We start from the raw sequence: 20251 nt of genomic DNA, 5'->3' as shown, positions 1-20251 counted from the left end.
TCTAATTTAATTAATTATAGCATATTTTCATAATACTACATTATTCAAATTGCAAAGAACAAATTTTCTATTTACTTAGCAATTTCTACAAAGTGTATAATATACTTGAATTGTGAAATAAAAAATACCGCATATTCTTTTGAATAATACGGTATTTAAAAGCTATAATATTTTCTTATAACTTTATTCTTTTCATTACTATTTAATTAACTTACATTTTTACTATACATCTATAATTAGCCCTAACTGCAACTAATTTATTTTTCTTAAAATTTCACATTTTATTTATATTGATAATATCTATAAGTCTATTCAGAGTTAAAATTTGCTTAAAATTATATCACTACCACCTTTATTTCCTGCGAAATCATCCGTATTAGAATTCACATACCCACCAGCAATAAACCCTCCGTCTTTTGTTTGATCTAAACAGTTAATATAATCCTCACTGTTACCTTTATAATTTTTAGTCCATTGTATGGATGCATCACTAGACAATTTTATGATAACCCCATCTGTTCTCCAATTTGGGAAATTGATAAAATCATGATCTTTAGATGAAGTTGTACCTGCAACAGCATACCCTCCATCTGATGTTGATATAATTTCTTCAAAATCTTCACTACTTGATCCACCAATATTTTTGATCCACTCTATATTACCGTCCATACTCATTTTGCAAATAATAGCGTCTACATTTCCATAATTCTTAGACTGTAAATCACCATCATTAGACAAAGAATTTCCTGCCATAATATATCCTTGATTTTCAATAAACTTTATAGAATTTATATGATCATCTGATTTACCACCAACATTTTTAATCCACTCAGTATTGCCACTCGCATCTAATTTGATCACAACACCATCATAGTTTTGTGCTGTTCCATTATGTTTTCCTGTAAAATCATAATCTAATGATTTTGAATGTCCAGCAATAATACACCCACCATCAGAAGTCTTATCTACACTACTTAAAATATCGTCGTAACTACCTCCTATATTTTTTTCCCATAAAACATTTCCTTGTATATCAAATTTTACTACTACTCCATCTTGATATGAAGTACTTCCATAGTGTTTATCTTTTAGTTGAACATCATTAGAATTACTTGTACCAACTGCTACATAATTTCCATCTGAAGTCTGTGTAATTTTCTCTAGATAATCATTTTTAGTTCCTCCAATATTTTTTATCCATTCAACATTTCCATTGGAATCAAGTTTTACTATAGTTCCATCATATCTGCCAATATTTTTTCCCTCATACATACCATCTCTAGAGCCTGCTTTACCCACAGCGATATATCCACCATCTGGAGTTTCTACTACTGATTTAAATCCTTCAGGACTTTCTATTCCACCAATATTTTTTATCCATATAATATTCCCAAGCTTGTCTACTTTCATTATAATTGCGTCCCAGCTTCCCATATTATGCCCTTGCAAATCACCATCAGCAGAGGAAGATTCACCTACTGCAATATAGTTTCCATCTTTTGTTTCTTTAATTTGATATATCCTATCAAGGTTATTTCCACCATATAGCTTTAGCCATTCTGTATCTGGTTGTAAGTTGTTTTCTACAGCCTTAACTGTATGTATATTAAATAATAATATCGAACTAATAATTAAGCAGAACTTTAATAACCTTCTCTTTAATTTCATTTTTTCATTCATTTAATTCACCTCTTATTTTTTCTTTAAACATAATTATAAAACAAAATAATGCTAATAAAATACTATAATATAACTAAATTTTTGATAGTAACCTATAACAAATAATTTAAGTTAATATTTCATGTTTTAGAATATTATAGAATAATACTCAAATTTTATTCTATAATATGTTTTATTATTTTATACTATGACTTAAAACTCTACTGTTATACTATACCTCATCTACTTTTCTCTATTACAAAAATAGGATAATTTTTAATACTATATTATTCAATTTTGAAAGCACATATTTAAACACTTATTTCACTTTACAACTTAAATTTCGTTTCCCATCCTATCTCATTTAAATGCTATAAGTGGATTCATGCCTATATTAGAGTTTAATTTGAAATAGGTGGTTTAACAATACTGTTTTTTTATACACTGTGTAAATGAATCAATATTACACGTTCTTAGATTTCCAGTAAAATCGTTATAAGTAACTTTTGTAGTATTTTCATGCTGAAAAATATTTAATACAACTCTCTCATACCCTTTAAAATTTTTATAAGACTTACCTATAATAATCTCTAAAGGTTTGGACTTTACTTTTGACATAATATCCTCCTTTTTCATGTTTTCTGTATTGGATATAGAACTGAATATGAGAACATTTCATTTTTATTTATACTTGTTTCTTAAAAATAAGACAATAGCAACTATTAAAATTCCTAGCTGTATAAACGTAATCCCTATGTAAAATAATTATGTAAGAAAGTAATCGATTTGTAAAATTTTAAAATTTAATCTTACTTATATACAAATTATATGCTAGAGTTTCTATTAAATCAAATAATTTACAAAGAACAAATTTTCTATTTACTTAGCAATTTCTGCAAAGTGTATAATATCCTTGAATTGCGAAATAGAAAATACCGTAAAATTCAATTGAATAATACGGCATTTTTAAGAGATTATTAGGTTTTAATAGTTGTGACGCATAATAAGAATGATTTTCATTAACTTTTGACGTATTCTCTTCATCAAAAAAACTTGGGGCTGAAATGCAATTTAAATCTTAACCTTGTTTGTCTATAATCTCAAAATTAAATGCAGAGTAGAAAGGCTTTGAATATTGTAATCACTTAACGTTCTTTCATCTTCTAGTTGTTTTCCTGCATAAATAAGCCTTTGATAGTGTGGGGGAATCCCTTCTTTATCTTGAATTTTGGTTTTAACATTCGCAATTGTATCACTTAATTGAACTTCTAAAGTTATTATTTTTCCTGTTAAACACCTCACATATATTTGCACACTATTCAAAGATTGTCCATAGATAGTCGCTTCAGCAGATATCCCACCAGTAGTTGTAGCTATATTGGGATCGATGCTTTTAGCTAAAGCAGTATTACTTGATAAAACAGTACCTAATAATAAAGTTGCAAGTAGTTTGAAAATTTTTCTTGATTTCATATAAATTACATCATTTACTTTTTATTTTTTAAAATCATTATTCTGTAAAAGAATTAAATTACCTTCTTTTTTAAAAAAATAAATTATATTTAAATTCAGAGCCGTATTATTCAATTTTCAAAGAACATTTTTAAATTTTCACTTCGCACTATCTACAAATTGCATAATATAAGTTGGCTTCATTGCAATGTTGAAAGTTAAAAATGGATCATAAATCAAGTTATAACTAGAAGTTAAATCATAGTAAGTCTTAATTATATTTTGAATTATACTAGAATAAGGTGTCAACTTTATTTATATAACATCAATCACAAAATTTTTATGTTTTGAATATGATAATAATAATATATTTTTATCTTAATTATTAGAATTTGTAGGAAGAGTCTAATACAGTTGAAGATATATGAAGTCCTAAAGTCTAAAAGCTAAGTAAATTAATGATTACAGAATTGTGAAATGGACTAAAAGATTTATATAATCAAAAGGAGGATTTAAATTATGAATTCAACATCAAAAAATTATTATGTTCCTTGCATAAAGGAACATAAAGAAGAGGAGAAACTGTGCGCAACTATTGTAAAATGTGGAAATTCTAGTTCTGTTCAAATTCCTAACGGTAGCCCAATAGGAGAGAAATTTCTGGTAGCTTCACTTACTTTAGATACTTCTTGCTTATGTAATCCAATTATTAAGCTAGAGTATGAAGCTAATATAACTACTATAAATGCTTATGGAACTGTAAGTTTCCAAGTATATAAACAATGCGGCAATCAGTTTACACCAGTTCCTGTTGGATCTCAATGGGTTTTATCAATACCCCAGATAGATCAAGTCGGAGTCACTGCTAGTACAGCATTCTCATTCTTTGTTTGTGACTGCGATTGTTTTTTAGAAGACTGTTGCACATATACTGTAGTTGCAACTAATATTGGTGAAACTATTAATACTATTTTTATCAATAATTCAACCCTTGGAGCAATAGGAACATGTAGTGAAAATAAATGTTGTAGAAATAACTGTTGATAAAAATTAAATATATTTATATTCGAAATAAATTATTTTTATTAATTTTTAAATTTATATACCAACTTATGCAAATAAATTTAGTAAAATCTCGATAGAAGTATCTTTAATATCGAGGTTTTTTTATATATAAATGAGAAAGGTATTTTCCTTTTCAAGATCAAATGTAAGTTTCTTCAATGGTTTAATATCTTCATGAACACAAGGATATATTTTATTATCACATTCAATATATTCTTTTGTTGAGTAATAAGGTTAAAGTAGAGATTAAATATAGGGTATTTTTATTTAATATTTGTCTTATACTTATTTCTTAAAAATAAGGCAATAGCAGCTATTAAAATTCCTAGCTGTATAAACGTAATCATTGTAGTAATATGAGAAGGTAAGTAAAAGTATTTATCCAATAAAATTAATCTTAATAAATCACTTATGAAAAATATGCAAAACAGTAAGTTATAAATCTTTCTTTTCTTATAAAATAATTGAAAAGTCCACAATGCAAGTATAGTCTTAGAAACAATGCTGATAATATAACTAAGCATAAAATCACTCCTATGTAAAATATTTATGTAAGTAAGTAGTTAAGTTATAAAATTTTACAATCTTATCTCACTTATATACAAATTATATGCTAGAGTTTCTATTAAATCAAATAATTTACAATGTCCTGGTATTCACCTCTTACCATTTTTGGTTTATAATTATTGAGTATATGAAAACATAAGGTGGTGATACTATGAATACTATGATGGTAGAATTTAAAGATTTTATTGGAACTGAGTTTATAGAGAGGTATGAAAAAAGCATAAATGAGGATTTTAATATAATGCTAAGGCATTTAAATGATGAGTTTTATGAAATGACTAATAAGTATCAAAGAGAAGAGAAGATGATACTTATAAAGCGTAGATGCATAGATACCAGGAAAAGATGGATGAAGTCTTTAGATGATAATCACCAGGAGGCAATGAGTATGGAGATCCACACGGTTTTTCATGAGTATGAGAAGGTGTTAAATGGGGAGAGAAGTAAGAAGGATTTTAAGGAGTACTTTGGGGCCAATAGTCCTAACGATTATAAAAAGAAGATGGTAAAGAAAATAGAGAAGTGGAAGGAAAATCAAAGCTGTTTACTAACAGACTTTCCTTATGCTCATCTAATTCCTAAGAGGTCTTTAAAGGCTGCTTATAAAAATGATATTTTAACACTGTTTTCCGGATACATATGTGATTATGAGGAAAAAAGCGAGTTAACTAAGGTACCTACTATATTTTCTAATATTTTAGTAGATACAACTAACAGAGCTACTATTTACTCTAAGGGGGATATAAAAACTCTGGAGAAGTGTACTGATATAGGGGCTATAAAGCCTATAGAAATGGAGATAATGGCAGAACCTGAGGCCATAGATAAGGTAATTTTAGAACTGGAGCAAAAATCTTATTTAGAACTTAAAAATGGTAATCCCATAGAGGCTATTAACTTTGCTACGGAATTAGCTCTTATTAAAGCGTTGAGATATATGAATGCTTTAGATGTGGCTCTTTGTGTTTATTACTACAACTTTAGAAACGTAGTAAATGATGAGGAAATCATTACAAGTGTCTATGCAGTGGCAGAGGAAATGGGGCTATCTCATAGTGAAAAATCCCACAATGATCTTATAGAATCCCATATAAAACTAAGTAGTTCTAATTTAAAAGGGACAATTTCAGGTATAGGGGATGAGAAGTTTTCCATCAATGGATCTCTTTTAGAGTGTGCTATATATGAAGAAAATAAAGTTAAGATGGTAAAGGTAAAGCTAGGTGGACTGCTTAAAGAAATGGTAATGAAAAGAAGTGCCTTTGAATATAGCAAGGAACTTTATAACTATTTTAGTAAGGATGCAAAACAAATATCAACTTGGCTTCAAATGAGAAGATATAAAGCCTACCTTAACAATGAACCTTTAGAAACTAGTTGTAATTTAGCTAGTACCACCTTTGGAATCTACTGGAGGGGTAGCAGGATAGATAGAAAAAGAAAGCGTGTAGTAGACGCTCTAGAAGAAATGAAAGCTAAGCATCATATCGTAGAGGATTATGTTTATAATAAAAGGAATCAAGAGCTTATAATATACTTTATGGAGTTAAATGAAAATGATAAAAAGATTTTAAAGAGTAACGGTGTAAGTATAGAAAACCAAGTATTAAACTTGAAATAAATATATAAAAAGAGCAGCTTTAACAATTAACTTTTTAAGTTAGTTGTTAAAGCTGCTCTTTTATACCACTTTGAAGAAGATGGGAGGATTAGAGCTGGTAGTCATCGGATAAACTTTTCCATAAACATTTCTGTAGCATTGCTAAATACACAACACTTTATAACATAATCTGTCACAGTCATATCAAGTAATTCAGCTTTTTCTTTGATAACCTTTTTCTCTAGCTCAGTAAGTCTTACCTGTAGAACCTCAGATTTTGAATTTTTCATAAGAACACCTCTTTGTAATGACAGTTTATAACTTATATTATACTGGAAAATTATGTAATTACAAGAGGGGTTATTAAAATAGTCATGAATTTATCACTAATTAGATTATTAAATTCTTTACTACTATGTTATATGATATAGGAGTTGATTCATATTAGTAATAAGTCATTAAATATTCTATTAATTTTAATAGAATTGATAATTTTTCTTGGACTTTTATATATTTCAACGCAAGTGGAGTATCCTTTCAATATTTCATTGCTTGGTATTACTTCACTGTTGGTAGTCGTAAAATTTATGATTAGGATTGATAAAAGATTATATTAAATATCATCTTTTTTTAATCTTTTATACTACTCTAATTTCACCTGTTGGAACCCAGCCTTGCTTATTTTCATATCTATATTCATATTGAATAGTAACAGATACACCCACTTTAATCCGGTTTATTATTTTCTCTAACGGGGCTTTCTTCTTCATTGCATATGCAGCATTTCCCATACTAAAAGCAAAATAAAGTAAACCTAATGGTGTAAGTTTATTTATTTATTCTTCATTACATATTGTTTTATATCTTCTACATATTTTTTTACTTCATCTACTATGTCAAATTTATCTGTAAGTTTTGTTATTATATCTTGGTAATTTTTTTCTCTTTCTTCCTGCTTCATATCTCGTTTCTCTTGAGCTTTTAATATATAAAACAATAAAAATATACTAAGCACTGCCCAAATACCTTGGGATAGTGCAGCTTTCAGAATTTCACTCTCCATATTTTATTTCACCTACATTCATTAAATTTAGATATTTCCTTAAGCTATCAATAGCTTTTCTATGAATCTTATTTACAGCTTGTCTACTTATACAAAGTGCTACTGATATTTCTTCATCAGCACAGTGATAGTAGTATTTTTTTAATAAAACATACATTTGTTTTTCGTTAAGTATTTTCTTCATTACTAGTTCATCTAGAAATATTTCATATTCAATTTGTACATAATCATTAGTAGTGACAGTAAAAATATTACTAAATTCAACACTAACAATAGGGTTTACCTTATTTAGTTTATAATATTCTTTATATAATCCTTGTTTAATATAATTTACTAAAGCTCCATCTGATGAATTTTTTAGATTTGTTAGCCTAATTTCGTATATCATCCTTATAAAGAATATAGTTAGTTCACTTTTAGCATCTTCGTTTTTAAGTTTTCTTGATAAACTAGTTATTATAGGATCAAATCTAGTTATTAATAATTCCATACTTTCTTTATCAAAGCTTTTAGCTCTTTTTATTAAATTGCATATTGATTCCATCACATATTCCTCCTTAGAAGTTTTGCCTATATTTATTAAAAAGTGTTAAATTTGCTAATTGTAAACTCATCAAAGTACATATAGCATTTTTCTTTTAAAGAGGAAAAATAATAGTATATTTATAAAAGTTATAAATATACTACATGGAATTTTCATTTATATTTACTTATAAAGGTATAAATAATTTTAAAATAAGAAACTTAAGTTAAGATTTAGACTTTTCAAGCATCTTTTATTCAATTAAAAGTTTATTTTGATATACTTTCAAGGTAACCATTTTAATATTTGATTTCTGTAATCAAATAAATAAATAAATATGTATAAATTTACATAAGTTAACGATATAAATATCTAAAATTTGTTATTTAATTAAATATATGATAATATAGTAAAAAATATACTAAAACGATTTATTAGAATTGAAGGTGAGATTTTGAAAAATAAACTTATAAAGATTGAATTGAGTAGAGCAATTAAAAGTAAAACTATGGCTCTTATACTTTTTTTAGGACTATTAATTACAGTGTCACAAATTTTTACATATGTTATCCCAATAGCCAATTTTAATGAAAGTGTTGTGGTGGATAATTATCCAATGGCGTCCCCAACCACCGTATTTCAGGCGTGGATTGGTAATATTAATATACTTCCACAGAGCTATATATTTTTTGCCTTATTGCCATTGTTAGCGGCAATACCATTTGCAGATACCTTTTTTACTGACAGAAAAAGTGGATATATAAAAAATGTTCTTACTAGAACGAAAAAGAAGGATTATTTTTTAGCAAAGTATATAGCTACCTTCATTTCAGGTGGACTAGCTATAACTATACCACTGCTTGTTAATTTGATTATTGCAGCTATGCTTTTACCATCATTTTTACCAGAAGTAACTAAAAGTTTTGCAATAGGGCCAGCACATTTGTGGAGTAAACTATTTTTTACACATCCTTATATATATTTAATTGGATTTTTAATGATAGATTTTATTTTTAGTGGATTGATAGCTACTATTGGATTATCAGTGAGTTTCTTCATTGAATATAGGTTCATGGCATTAATTACACCATTTATAGTATATATATTTGTTTACACAGTACTAGGTTCTTTTAATTTAGCTAAATATATTCCCTTCTATTTTTTGCAGCCAGGATTTGAAGTATGTAATGGATATGTAGTTTTAGGAGAAATTATTGGATTATCAATCATTACATTTGGTATGTTTTTCTTCAAGGGAGTGAAAGATGATATATACTAATTTAAAAAATTGGACAAAAGAGTTTTTAAGAAATATAAAATGTAACTATCTAATAATCATGGGATATATGATTATTTTAGCTATAATAATTTTATTTCATATTAGAAGTGGAGTATTTACTCATAACATTCAAAGTGTGGCAGATGCATTTATATTCGTATCAGCATATTGGTTTTTTGGAATTGAAATTATGATTTTAGCAAATTTTATGCTTTTTAACATTATTAAAGATGATCTAAGGATAAATAGTATTATAAAACAAAAAAATAGGACTTTATTATGGATAAAGCAGGTATATAAAATAAGCTTATTATCTATATTTTCTTCAATATGGATTTCCATTTGCACTTATTTCTTTGGGGGATTAATGACTACACACTTTATAAACTGGAATAATGTCAATAGTATTTACTTTAAAGTAAACAAAACTATATGTAGCTCTATAAGTTTAAACTATGTAATTGCAATGTTTTTATTATGTTCCTTTATCAGAATTATTCTAATATTAACTATTTCATTATTAATATATTGGGTAACAAATAAGAAGATTATAAGCTGTCTGTTTGTTGTAACCTTGGGATTTTTAGAAATTTCAGTACCAATTGTATGTAAAGTGATAAATATTGATTACACAGCAATTAATAGCACCTATAAATTAATTGTTGGGTTTTCATATGGCATAGTTCTTATATTAATAGCAATATTTTTAGGAGTTATTCTGGGAAAAAGAAAGGAATTTTATTATGAATAATATAAAATTTGGTGATGAAAAGAAAAAAGGAAATTTCTTTTTACAGATTAAACATGATTTTTATAAAGGTACTATAGAGGGGTGGAAAAAATATGCAATAGCTCTATGTATATTTATATTTTTATGTTTTGTATTTCAAATAAGAGCTAAAAAAATTATGCAATTTAATAATATTAGTAAAGAAATCTCTTTTTCAGATTTTATATTATTTATGTTTAGAGGAATGAATGTTTTTGCTGGAAATGCAGTTGAATTACAAGATATGTTGCCTCAATGGTTTTTAGTAAATATATATTTAAGTATTATAATTGGATATTTTCCATTAAAGGATTTAAGCGAATCAGGAATTCAGGTGTTAATTAGAACTAAAAGTAGAGTTTCATGGTGGCTTTCTAAGTGTCTATGGGTCATATATAATGTTCTAATCTATTATGGAATTTCTATCATTGTCATAACAGTTTTTTCACTTTTCCATGGAGGATTATCACTGGAACCATCAAAGGAGCTAAATGTGATATTATCAAATCTAGACATTTCGAAGTTTAATTTTAAAGGAATACTCTTAGTCGGAATAATACTTCCAGTTATTACATCCATTACTTTTTCATTAATACAATTATTAATTTCACTTTTTACTAATTCAATTATAAGTAACATGTTTATCATTACTGTTTTAACTCTAACGCCATTTTATTGTAATTCATTTTTTATAGGCAATTATTTAATGATATTACGTAGTAATTTAAACATTGGAGACAGTGGAGTAAGTATAGTATATGGAATAGTTATATGTGTAGTATTATCAATAGCAACCATATTTATAGGAGCAAATAAAATTAAAAGGTATGATATTTTAGAAAAGTAATCATTTAAATGAAAAAATAAGGAGCATGAATATGGAGATAGAAGTAAGAAACTTAACAAAAAGAATTTCAGGAAATTTAATTCTTGATAATATAAATATAAAAATGACTGATGGTAAAATATATGGATTAAAAGGGAAAAATGGTTCAGGGAAAACTATGTTAATGAGAGCTATTTGCGGTCTTATTTTACCAACTGAAGGTCAAGTTATAATTGATGGACAAGTTCTTGGAAAGGATATTTCTTTTCCAAATAGTTTAGGAGCCTTAATTGAGAGTCCGGGTTTTATTGCTAATTATTCCGGATTTAAAAATCTTAAAATATTATCAGAAATACAAGATAAAATAGATGACAATAAAATTAATGAAGTATTAGCTATGGTTGGACTTGATCCAAAGGAAAAAAAGAAGTTTAAAAAGTATTCGTTAGGTATGAAACAAAAGCTAGGAATAGCAGCTGCAATAATGGAAGAGCCTGAGATAATTATTCTAGATGAACCAACTAATGCTCTTGATGAAAGTAGTGTAATATCCTTAAGAAAAACATTACAAAAATATCGTGATGCAGGAGCATTAATAATTATTTCATGTCATGATAGTGAGGAACTAGAATTTTTATCTGATGAAATTTTCTTTATGGAAAATGGAAGATTAAAACCATATAATAAACGCCAAAAGGAAGGTGATAGTTATGAAGAAGAAAAGTAAAGTAATATCACTGGCTATTATTTTTATTTTAGTTATAGTAATTGGACTAAGATATAATTACATAAACAATAAGTATCCTCAGGCACCTGTAGAAGCGTATAACATAGGAGATACCTTTGAATATAGAGGAATTACAGTAAAGGTAGAAAAAGCTAAGTTTATATCTGACAATGAAATAAAAAATATGAATCTGCAGGAATCTACTTTTTTTGAGAATGATGAAAGAAAAGCTATTGTAGCAACAGTTAATTTCAAGAATACAGGCAGTGAAACTCAAAACATAGAATGTGATTTTTTTGAAGCAGAATCTATTGATTGGCATAACGGTTTAAATTATGAAATGTTTATTGTAATGAATGGAGAAGGAGCAAGTCCAAACTTAACTTTAGCTCCAAATGAAGAAATCACATTAGATTTACCATATGAAATGTTTGACTTTCAATATGATAAAAGTAGTTGGAAAAGAATTGAAGAAGTACAATTTCGTTTAACAGTAGATATATATCCAGTAAAAAAGTGTGTTAAACTTGAGATTTAATAATATGCAAGCTTTAGGTAATGAGTGTTAAGATTGATAATAAGAAAATTATGGAAGTTAATTTTGCAAACGCTTTTATCGATTTAGATTAAAAATATAAAAAATAAAATAAAGTGGATAGAACTTAAATGATTAATCAAATTATATTTTAAAAGTTTAAGATAGGGTTAACGTACCCTATTAAATAAGGGGGAATACAATTGAAAATTAAAAAAAATATTTTTAAAGGAATTATGTTAGGAATGACACTTATGACCATTATGTCAGCTAAATTACATATTGCTGAAGCGAATAACTATAAAGACTCTACGTTCGGAGGCTTTTACTCAGGGTATAACATGGTGAATACAGAGTACAGAGCTAAAGAAGATGACTCTTCGTCATATATAAATAATTCAGGATCACCTTGTGGTGTTTATGTTGATGTATGGGGTGCTAGAGGTAAATTTGAAATTGCTAGAGATGGCAGAGGAATGGTTTTTTATAAATATGACGGACAAGAAGCTTCTTGTAATGTTAGTCAGTCTAATGTATTAGTAGGAAAAGGACAATCTAAAAAGCTACCTAACTATGTATATGAAAGAAATTATAATGCTGGATCCATTAAGATGACAGGAACTCAATTAAGAGTAAATTTATCAGGGTTATGGAGTCCAGATAGTATATAATAAAATATCGAAAAGAAAATAGTATACATATGATTTGATTGATTATTTGAGTTGTATTTATAAAAATTTATCAAGATAGGATTAAAGGACATCCTATTCTTAGAGGGGGAAGACAATTGAAAATTAAAAATAATATTTTTAAAGGGATTATATTAGGAATGGTACTCATGACAATAATGACAGTAAAAGTACCTATTGCTGAAGCAAATAACTATGAAGATACTGATTTTAAAGAGTTTTATTCTGGATACAATATAGTGGAAACAAAATATAGATATAAGTCAGATGACTCATCAGCATATATATTTAATTCAGGTTCACCTTGTAGTGTTTACGTTGATGTATGGGGTGGCTATGCTGTCTTTGACGATGCTGGTAATGCTTCTGTTAGACCAACACAACAAGAATGCTGCAATTACAATGGAAATGTATTAGTAGGTAAGGGGCAAGCTAAAAAGTTACTTAATAATGTAAATGAAAGAAAATGGAATGCTGCACAACTTCGTATGACAGGAACTCAATTAAGGGTATATTTATCTGGAAAATGGAGTCCAGACAGCATATAATTTAAGGATAAATTTAGAAAAGAAGATTGTAAGATATATATTTGTATTTTACAATCTTCTTTAACGAAATTTAAAAGTATTTAATTAATGATTTTTAGTATATATATTTTAATATATTAAAACTTAATTTTATATTAGTGTCATGTTGGGGGGGGAAAAAGTGAGAAACAAGATGGGAAAATTAATTTTAAAAATTATTATAATAGCTATGTTTATTTGCAGTGTCTATATACTTATAGTTAAAGGTATGCCTATTCCAGGAAAAAATGTTTGGAATAATGAAGAAATAGCGGAGGAAGATGTAGGAAATCTTGAAAAAGAAGAAAGAAAAGAAGAAAGTGAATTAAAGCTATACCAAATAGGAGAAGAGGTTACTTTTGGACCCTATACATATAAGGTGAATTCGGCAATGGAATCAAAAGAAAAAGGAAACTTTCCTGCACCTACAGATTATTCAAAACGATATACATTTGATGAAAATGGCAACATAACAGGAGATAATTCTTATGTAGTAGTTAATATAACTATTGTTAATAATACAAAAAAAGATAAGGTACTCTACTTAAACAGCATGGGATTAGCAGTATATAAAAATAATAATACTAATGAATGTGATTATAGTGAATGTTTATCTTCAAGTAAATTAGAAGGTTATAGGAGAAAAGATTATTTTAGTACACAGCTTGAACCATCAGTAGAATATACTTATGATCTTGTATTTATAATTCCAGATGAATCATTAAAAACCAATGAAGGGCAGCTTGTAATTAGAAGACAAGACGCCTCAACAGAAAAGGAAAACGAAGATAAGATGAGATGTGTAGAAGTAAAATTTCATTAAATGAATATTTATATAAGGAGGTAAAAAGTGAAAGGAAAAATGGGCAAAGTAATTTGTATAATAATTATAGTAGCCATGTTTATTTGCAGTATCTATATACTTATAGTTAAAGGTATGCCTCTTCCAGGAGAAAATGTTTGGAATAATGAAGAAATAGCAGAAAAAGATGTGGACAATAGGGAGGAAGAAGAAAAAAAAGAAGAAAGTGAAAAAAAGGTTTTTCAAGTAGGGGAAGAGTTTACCTTTGGACCTTATACATATAAGGTGAATTCGGCAATGGAATCAAAAGAAAAAGGAAACTTTCCTGCACCTACAAATTGGAGTGAACGATATACGTTTGATGAAAGTGGAAACATAACTGGAGAGAATTCTTATGTAGTAGTTAATTTAACTATTGTGAATAGTACAAAAGAAGTTAAGGAGCTCTACTTAAATAGTATGAGAGTAGTAATATATAAAAATACTACTACTAATGAATGTGATTATAGTGAATGTGTCTCTTCAAGCAAACTAGAAGGTTATGGGAGAAAAGATTATTTTAGAATAGAGTTTGAGCCATCAGTAGAATATACCTATGATCTTGTATTCATAATTCCAGATGAATCATTAAAAACTAATAAAGGGCGGCTTGTAATTAGTAGACAAGATGCCACAACCAGAAAAGAAGACGAGGATAAGACAAGACTTGTAGAAGTAAATTTTTAATTTTAATATTAAGCCCTTGAATAGAAAGATAAGAAAAAAAGAAAATAAATCCAATGTTGAATTATTTACAAAATAGTGTATATTCAACTATATAAGGAGGTGATTTATATAGAATTTATTACAAAATTTTTTTTGAAGTTCCAGCAGCTATAATTCTTTTAGTAATTAACATAATTTGTATAGTTGGTAGCTTAGTGGCATTTCCGTTGATACAAAAGAGTAGCATGTTAGAAAAAGAAAAAAAATTAGCTACTATTTTAGATACAGCATTTTTAATTTTAAGTATGTTTGCCCTAGTTGTATTATTTGCAATAAGTATATTTTTTTCTACTTTTATTTTTTAATGTTTTATAAGGAAAAAGAGAATTATTAATTAAGTTCTCTTTTTCCTTATAAAATAAGAATCAGTATACTTGATATGTTACATTTGCCATAATAAATTCCTTCTTTCATTTATATTTCTAACTTCTTAATCGATTAAGTTATTACATATATAAAAGAGTGAGTTAAATTAGATTTGTAAACCTAATTTAACTAAAATTTATATTTTTTAATTAAGAGTTGATCTATTTCAATTAAAATTTTTAGATAAAAGTGTTATAATTTTACTTACTATTACAGTCTTTTATATATTTATAACTGAATTATTGCGGAAAGGTGATTTGATAAGAAAAATTGAATAGTAGCTACAACTCAGTTTAAAAAATTCATACTGTATATAAAACCCTATCTGCAAAATCCATAAACATTTCAATATATATATGTAACAAGGGTATTTCTAAGAAATGCTGTGTAGAGAAGTCTACACCATATATATTAAGGAGTGGATATTTTGAAAGAAAGATACTTTAACCAGGATATAGATGGTAAAAAGTTTTATCATTCTATACTAAAAAATTGTACAGATAGAATAGAAAATCAGGGTGTTATATTTCCAATAACAATTGATGAAGGAAAAGGAGAGTTAAATCAGGTAATAGTGGAGACTGTATGGGATATGTTTTATAGTTATAGGCCTGAGCCTGAGATGCAGCTAAAATCTACGGAAGTGGCAGAAGAGTTTTATAAAATGATACTGGATGCACAGGATGTTGAAGTAGCTCTTCAAAGGATCTGTGAAGAGAAGAAATTAGATGTAGTAATAATTACAGAAATGTCTTTATAATTTCCTAAATATGTAATATAATATAGATATGAAATTCCAACATGTCTAAGGGAGGGTAGCTGCATCCTAGCTATTCTCTTTTTTATACTATTATAGTTATTTAAAATCTACTATTTCTAAAAAATAGTAGATTTTATTACTTTAAATGAAAATCCATTTTCTTTGAAATTGTCTATAATATATGGTAAAGACTCAACTGTGCTTTCTTTACCATAGGTATCGTGCATTAATAATATTGACTGTTCATAACCTTCAGTACCATTTTTTACGTTATCAATAAGTTGTTGGACTGAATAATCTTTTCCTTCTGAGTCACCATTCATAGAATTCCAGTCTATACTTATTATACCTCTTTCATTTAAAATATTATTAAAATTAGGTAAATTAGGATCATTATAATATTTTCTACTCATATATCCCCCGGGCATTCTTAATATTTTACAATTAAATTCGCTACCCAAAATTTCCTTAAGTATATTGTTAGTCTTGTCAAACTCCTTCATAAAAGTATCTATATCTAGTTTATTATTTGGATATAATTGGCGTAATGAATGAGTATAGCTATGATTTCCTATAGCGTGACCTTCGTTAATAGTTCTTTTTAAATATTCCTGGGCGCTAGTATTATTAAGCATATCACCTTTAATAAAGAATGTAGCATGTACTCCTTTTTCTTTTAATATATCCAATATATATTTTGTATTAGGACTTGGGCCATCATCAAAAGTTAAAAACACAGTTTTTTCCTGGCCAGCATATTGATTTTCAACCATTTGTTTTACTTCATTAGCATCAACTGCATATTCTTCTGCACTTTTTATTATGTTGGAGCCTACCAGTATATTAGGGATTAGTATATTCGATTTTATTTCTTTTGTTTTTATATTACTTGATTGCATATAAACACTATTACTTCTTGATTGAAATATTTTAAATATAGTAACTGTTTTATATCCTTGTATATCCAAACATAAAAGACTAGTTAAAGATAAAGCTAGAATATTCATTTTTAAGAATACACTTTTATATGTTTTAACCTTCATTATTCTTTTATTTCTTTTGTTATACATTTAAATCCTCCCATATTCTTATTATAAATTAATATAACTATAAATATCATAAATTTTAAGTTTTAATCCGTTTCAGATAATTATAAAATAGATGTAATATTTTAATTACAAGATTATTTTACCCAATATATAAATAGTTATTAAATATGTGAAGAGAAAAAATTAGATGTAGTGATAATTACAGAATTGTCTTTATAATTTCCTAAATATGTAATACAATATAGATATGAAATTCCAATATGTCTAAGGGAGGATAGCTGTAGCCGAGCTATTCTCTTTTTTATGTTATCCTTCTATGTCACCTTGTAATGAGGTCATGAGTATATTTAAGGCTTTAGTTTTCCTTCGATATATGGTTGTATAGCTAACATTTTGGTTTTCTGCAACTTCTTTAATTGTAGCTCCATGAAAATATAGCTGAGATATTAACTCTGCATCTTTAGAAGTTAACTTTTTAAGAGCTTTATGAAGTTTAGCAGCTTCAATGGATTTGAGTACATTATCTTCCGTGTTACTACTGTCTGATATTTCACTTAAAACTTCATCTGATGTGTTTTTTCCATGCTTCCTTTTTTCCCTTAATAAAAGGTCTAAATAATTATTTTTTATGGCCTTAGTAACATAGCTAGTAAAGTTTTTATTTTTATTTTCATCAAAAGTGTCAATGGATTTTAATATTGTAAAGGTTCCAATTTGAATCATATCCTCTAAGTCAAAGTTATAAATCTTTATCTTTAGTGCTTCTTTATAAACAAAGTTTTTATATCTCTCAATGATTTTTTCCTTTGCCTTTACATACCCCTTTTTAGCTTGATATATATCACCTTGTAATCCTTTGAATTCCTCACTTTTCATTAACATCACCCCTTAAAATAATTATATATTAAATTACAAATAATGTATATAAAGATATGATTATTTTCCTATAAAAGTAAAATATTAAGGAATTTGTTGTTACAATAAATGAAACATTATTTGAAACAATTATTGCAACTTTATATGTACTAAAATTCAAACAATTATTGTGTATTTATTTGTACATATATTATAATGGATATTTAGCATAAAAAATCACTGTAGGTAAATAGAATAAACCGCGGCGGAACAATCTTCCTATAATAAAAAGCCTATTTGAAAAATTTAATATTCATCTAGGCTTTTTTGTATTGGCCAAAAAAACTTTTATATGTATTCCCCCCTTGGGGGGAGAATATAGGTGAATTTTTTTATTCCATAATTTGTAAAATATATGGAATAGTCCATTTTATAGAGTTTATTCATAGTAGATAATCTATTTTAAAAAGCTTATTAAGAAGTTAATAGTCTAACTTACAATATTTTCCTAGGAAATGAATCATTGTTGTCTTAGCAATCCTAGTACTAGTAGCCCCTGCTAACCAATCCTTATTTAATTAATCTTTTTATAGGGTTTTATCGTATTTACCCAAGAATATCTTTAAAACTAAATAGATATTTTGGTTTTTAATTAAAATTTTAGGAGATAACTTTTTATTAAATAGAATAATAGTTTTTACAATTATGACAATCTTTTATGTGATTGATATTTATTCCATTCATAGGAATAGTAGGTGTTTTGCTTCTTGTAGCTGCTTTAATTCCTAGGTATATTGCATAGGCTATAGCCCTAGGACCTACTTTATGATAAAGGTCCGTATCAGCTTTACTATTACAGAAGAAATATTCAATTATGACCGCTGTCATATTAGTGTTTGATAGCTCTGTAAACTCATCTGATGATTCTAGGTCCCCTTATTAATATTATTATTATTTATTGCTATAACAAGAGAATTGATACTATCATCTAACTTCTCTAATTTAGTTTCAAATCTCATCATAAGATAAGCAGTAATTGCTATAGGAAATCCCACATTTGATACTAGATTTATTAATTCTTCCATTGCTTTTAACCTCCTTTAAAAGTATATAAAGAGGCTCAAAAGAGCCCCTTTAACTAGTTAATCTCATAAGCTGTTTCACTGGTGTCTACAGCTATAGCACTAAGCTTTTCAACAAGCTTACCATTCTTAGAGTTAAATATACTTTCTGCTCCGATGCAGTTATCCATTAAATTAACTATATCTTGGTCCTGAACTACTTCCTTTCCATCAGAGATAGTTAAATTGAACTTAGACTCTGCAGAATCTCTGAATGCTAGCACATATTTTCTAGATGTCATTTATTATTCCTCCCTTCTTAGAATTTTTTTGATCCTATGCCTGATTAAGACCGAATTCTTCAATTTTTCTAACTTCAGTAGGCTCATTAACAGTTAAATTACCAATAAGCACTGCAGTATTAAACAGCTGATCATCTGTAGCTAGTCCACTAACTGAAAACTTTTGAGAATCAACCTTTGGAGAACCATCTTCCTTTTGTCCATTCACATACTTAATTACCATTGATGACTTCATTTTTGTAGATGTTATTGCCACAAAACTCACTCCTTTCTTAACTTCTTAAATATATATATGTGTTTTCATTAATTTTTTCCTTTATCAAGTTTCATGCACTGATAGTAGTGTCTTATAGCCTCATTTATTAACTCATTGTACTGAACAACTTCGTCAGAATATAAAAATACTTTTATCTCTTCAAGTCTTTTTATGTTCTCAACCTCTATTAAATAAGTACGTCTTAAGGATTCCTTTCCACTTGAATTTAAAAGGGTTTCTTGCCTACCCATCTTCTTTTTAATCCCATTAATCTTACTAGATGCTCTGCTATGATTTGTTAACCCATGGTAGTTATCCTGAAAACTATTTTTCTTTATTGCCTTAGATTTATTACTACCTTTCTTTTTCTTGGCCTCCAGGTTTTTAATATCTTCTATATCCATATAAGTGTATGGATCCTCTATATCTTCTTCATGTTTTACCACATTCCTTGAGGCATCCTCTTCCTCTTTGGATAATACATAATTATCAATAGTTTTAATTGTTCCATCATTACTAAAAATTAATTTTTGATTTGCCATTTTAAAATCCTCCTTACCATGTTTTTAGCTTTTTATGTTTTTATGTTCTTACACCCTTAAAGCATTGATATAACTAACATTAAGCCTCCTAGGTATAAATAGAATTTTATAAATATATATATTTAATTTTTTCAAATATAGTTCTTACTTAAATTTCGGCTATAACCTTTTGA

26 protein-coding genes are annotated in these 20251 nt (G+C 27.3%); 12 read left to right on the top strand and 14 right to left on the bottom strand.

The genetic code is table 11. The annotated features are described in order from the left end of the window. Positions 1-318: 318 nt before the first annotated feature. The 3 genes from B3630_RS11590 to B3630_RS11580 all read right to left on the bottom strand — a co-directional run bounded on the left by B3630_RS11590 (position 319) and on the right by B3630_RS11580 (position 3132). Positions 319-1680 carry a hypothetical protein gene (locus tag B3630_RS11590; protein WP_346898300.1) on the bottom strand — a complete coding sequence of 454 codons (1362 nt, stop codon included), beginning with the start codon at positions 1678-1680 and terminating at the stop codon, positions 319-321. 399 nt (positions 1681-2079) lie between these two features. Further along, positions 2080-2277 (bottom strand): hypothetical protein, encoded by a 198-nt coding sequence (locus B3630_RS11585; protein WP_346898298.1) that lies wholly within the window; start codon positions 2275-2277, stop codon positions 2080-2082. Between the two features lie 474 nt (positions 2278-2751). Next, complete coding sequence (locus B3630_RS11580) at positions 2752-3132, bottom strand: ubiquitin-like protein (RefSeq protein ID WP_346898296.1); 381 nt, start codon at positions 3130-3132, stop codon at positions 2752-2754. A 498-nt stretch (positions 3133-3630) separates the two neighbouring features. Between B3630_RS11580 and B3630_RS11575 the strand changes: the two genes are divergently transcribed. Next, on the top strand, positions 3631-4155 hold the full coding sequence (locus B3630_RS11575) for a DUF4489 domain-containing protein (protein WP_346898293.1): 525 nt from the start codon (positions 3631-3633) through the stop codon (positions 4153-4155). Between the two features lie 739 nt (positions 4156-4894). Further along, complete coding sequence (locus tag B3630_RS11570; RefSeq protein ID WP_346898291.1) at positions 4895-6364, top strand: hypothetical protein; 1470 nt, start codon at positions 4895-4897, stop codon at positions 6362-6364. Positions 6365-6465: 101 nt separating this feature from the next. On the opposite strand, the gene B3630_RS11565 is transcribed toward B3630_RS11570, so the two are convergent. From B3630_RS11565 to B3630_RS11550, 4 genes are all read right to left on the bottom strand, one after another. Beyond that, positions 6466-6633: a plasmid mobilization protein gene (locus B3630_RS11565; RefSeq protein ID WP_346898289.1), complete on the bottom strand. Its 168-nt coding sequence runs from the start codon at positions 6631-6633 to the stop codon at positions 6466-6468. A gap of 348 nt (positions 6634-6981) precedes the next feature. Beyond that, positions 6982-7113, bottom strand: a complete 132-nt coding sequence (locus B3630_RS11560; protein ID WP_346898287.1) for a hypothetical protein — start codon at positions 7111-7113, stop codon at positions 6982-6984. A gap of 62 nt (positions 7114-7175) precedes the next feature. Continuing rightward, the gene (locus tag B3630_RS11555) at positions 7176-7406 is read right to left on the bottom strand and encodes a BhlA/UviB family holin-like peptide (RefSeq protein WP_346898285.1); all 231 of its coding nucleotides are present in this window, start codon (positions 7404-7406) and stop codon (positions 7176-7178) included. Then, positions 7396-7950, bottom strand: coding sequence for a helix-turn-helix domain-containing protein (locus tag B3630_RS11550; protein WP_346898283.1), 555 nt, complete (start codon positions 7948-7950; stop codon positions 7396-7398). Before B3630_RS11550 ends, B3630_RS11555 begins: the two co-directional genes overlap by 11 nt. Positions 7951-8383: 433 nt before the next feature. Between B3630_RS11550 and B3630_RS11545 the strand changes: the two genes are divergently transcribed. From B3630_RS11545 to B3630_RS11500, 10 genes are all read left to right on the top strand, one after another. Next, positions 8384-9208 (top strand): hypothetical protein, encoded by an 825-nt coding sequence (locus tag B3630_RS11545; protein WP_346898281.1) that lies wholly within the window; start codon positions 8384-8386, stop codon positions 9206-9208. Continuing rightward, entirely contained in the window at positions 9195-9959 is a 765-nt protein-coding gene (locus B3630_RS11540) for a hypothetical protein (RefSeq protein ID WP_346898279.1), read from the top strand. The genes B3630_RS11545 and B3630_RS11540 overlap by 14 nt, the downstream gene beginning before the upstream one ends. Next, positions 9952-10824, top strand: a complete 873-nt coding sequence (locus tag B3630_RS11535) for a hypothetical protein (protein ID WP_346898277.1) — start codon at positions 9952-9954, stop codon at positions 10822-10824. Before B3630_RS11540 ends, B3630_RS11535 begins: the two co-directional genes overlap by 8 nt. Before the next feature lie 31 nt (positions 10825-10855). Then, the gene (locus B3630_RS11530) at positions 10856-11530 is read left to right on the top strand and encodes an ATP-binding cassette domain-containing protein (RefSeq protein ID WP_346898275.1); all 675 of its coding nucleotides are present in this window, start codon (positions 10856-10858) and stop codon (positions 11528-11530) included. Next, positions 11514-12068 (top strand): hypothetical protein, encoded by a 555-nt coding sequence (locus B3630_RS11525; protein ID WP_346898273.1) that lies wholly within the window; start codon positions 11514-11516, stop codon positions 12066-12068. The genes B3630_RS11530 and B3630_RS11525 overlap by 17 nt, the downstream gene beginning before the upstream one ends. Before the next feature lie 200 nt (positions 12069-12268). Further along, a complete protein-coding gene (locus B3630_RS11520; RefSeq protein WP_346898271.1) occupies positions 12269-12736 on the top strand; it encodes a hypothetical protein in 468 nt (155 codons plus the stop codon). A gap of 116 nt (positions 12737-12852) precedes the next feature. Further along, positions 12853-13302: a hypothetical protein gene (locus B3630_RS11515; RefSeq protein WP_346898269.1), complete on the top strand. Its 450-nt coding sequence runs from the start codon at positions 12853-12855 to the stop codon at positions 13300-13302. A gap of 160 nt (positions 13303-13462) precedes the next feature. Continuing rightward, a complete protein-coding gene (locus tag B3630_RS11510) occupies positions 13463-14143 on the top strand; it encodes a DUF4352 domain-containing protein (RefSeq protein WP_346898267.1) in 681 nt (226 codons plus the stop codon). A gap of 27 nt (positions 14144-14170) precedes the next feature. After that, entirely contained in the window at positions 14171-14848 is a 678-nt protein-coding gene (locus tag B3630_RS11505; RefSeq protein ID WP_346898265.1) for a hypothetical protein, read from the top strand. An 832-nt stretch (positions 14849-15680) separates the two neighbouring features. Further along, entirely contained in the window at positions 15681-16013 is a 333-nt protein-coding gene (locus tag B3630_RS11500; RefSeq protein ID WP_346898263.1) for a hypothetical protein, read from the top strand. A 116-nt stretch (positions 16014-16129) separates the two neighbouring features. Here the strand turns inward: B3630_RS11500 and B3630_RS11495 are convergent, their stop codons facing one another. From B3630_RS11495 to B3630_RS11465, 7 genes are all read right to left on the bottom strand, one after another. Next, positions 16130-17083, bottom strand: a complete 954-nt coding sequence (locus B3630_RS11495) for a polysaccharide deacetylase family protein (RefSeq protein WP_346898261.1) — start codon at positions 17081-17083, stop codon at positions 16130-16132. Between the two features lie 285 nt (positions 17084-17368). Further along, the gene (locus B3630_RS11490; protein ID WP_346898259.1) at positions 17369-17938 is read right to left on the bottom strand and encodes a sigma-70 family RNA polymerase sigma factor; all 570 of its coding nucleotides are present in this window, start codon (positions 17936-17938) and stop codon (positions 17369-17371) included. Positions 17939-18595: 657 nt separating this feature from the next. Beyond that, positions 18596-18805 carry a hypothetical protein gene (locus B3630_RS11485; protein WP_346898257.1) on the bottom strand — a complete coding sequence of 70 codons (210 nt, stop codon included), beginning with the start codon at positions 18803-18805 and terminating at the stop codon, positions 18596-18598. Positions 18806-18843: 38 nt separating this feature from the next. Further along, complete coding sequence (locus B3630_RS11480) at positions 18844-19002, bottom strand: YvrJ family protein (protein ID WP_346898255.1); 159 nt, start codon at positions 19000-19002, stop codon at positions 18844-18846. Positions 19003-19055: 53 nt separating this feature from the next. Beyond that, positions 19056-19280 carry a DUF2922 domain-containing protein gene (locus B3630_RS11475; protein WP_346898253.1) on the bottom strand — a complete coding sequence of 75 codons (225 nt, stop codon included), beginning with the start codon at positions 19278-19280 and terminating at the stop codon, positions 19056-19058. A gap of 34 nt (positions 19281-19314) precedes the next feature. Further along, the gene (locus B3630_RS11470; RefSeq protein WP_346898251.1) at positions 19315-19536 is read right to left on the bottom strand and encodes a DUF1659 domain-containing protein; all 222 of its coding nucleotides are present in this window, start codon (positions 19534-19536) and stop codon (positions 19315-19317) included. A gap of 47 nt (positions 19537-19583) precedes the next feature. Continuing rightward, positions 19584-20078 (bottom strand): hypothetical protein, encoded by a 495-nt coding sequence (locus B3630_RS11465; RefSeq protein WP_346898249.1) that lies wholly within the window; start codon positions 20076-20078, stop codon positions 19584-19586. Positions 20079-20251 lie beyond the last annotated feature (173 nt).

The sequence above is a fragment of the Clostridium sp. UBA7503 genome, from assembly GCF_002477055.1.
Taxonomy (GTDB): Bacteria; Bacillota; Clostridia; order Clostridiales; family Clostridiaceae; genus Clostridium_J; species Clostridium_J sulfidigenes.
Note: the sequence above shows the minus strand (reverse complement) of the source record. Positions and strands in the feature narration are given on the sequence as shown.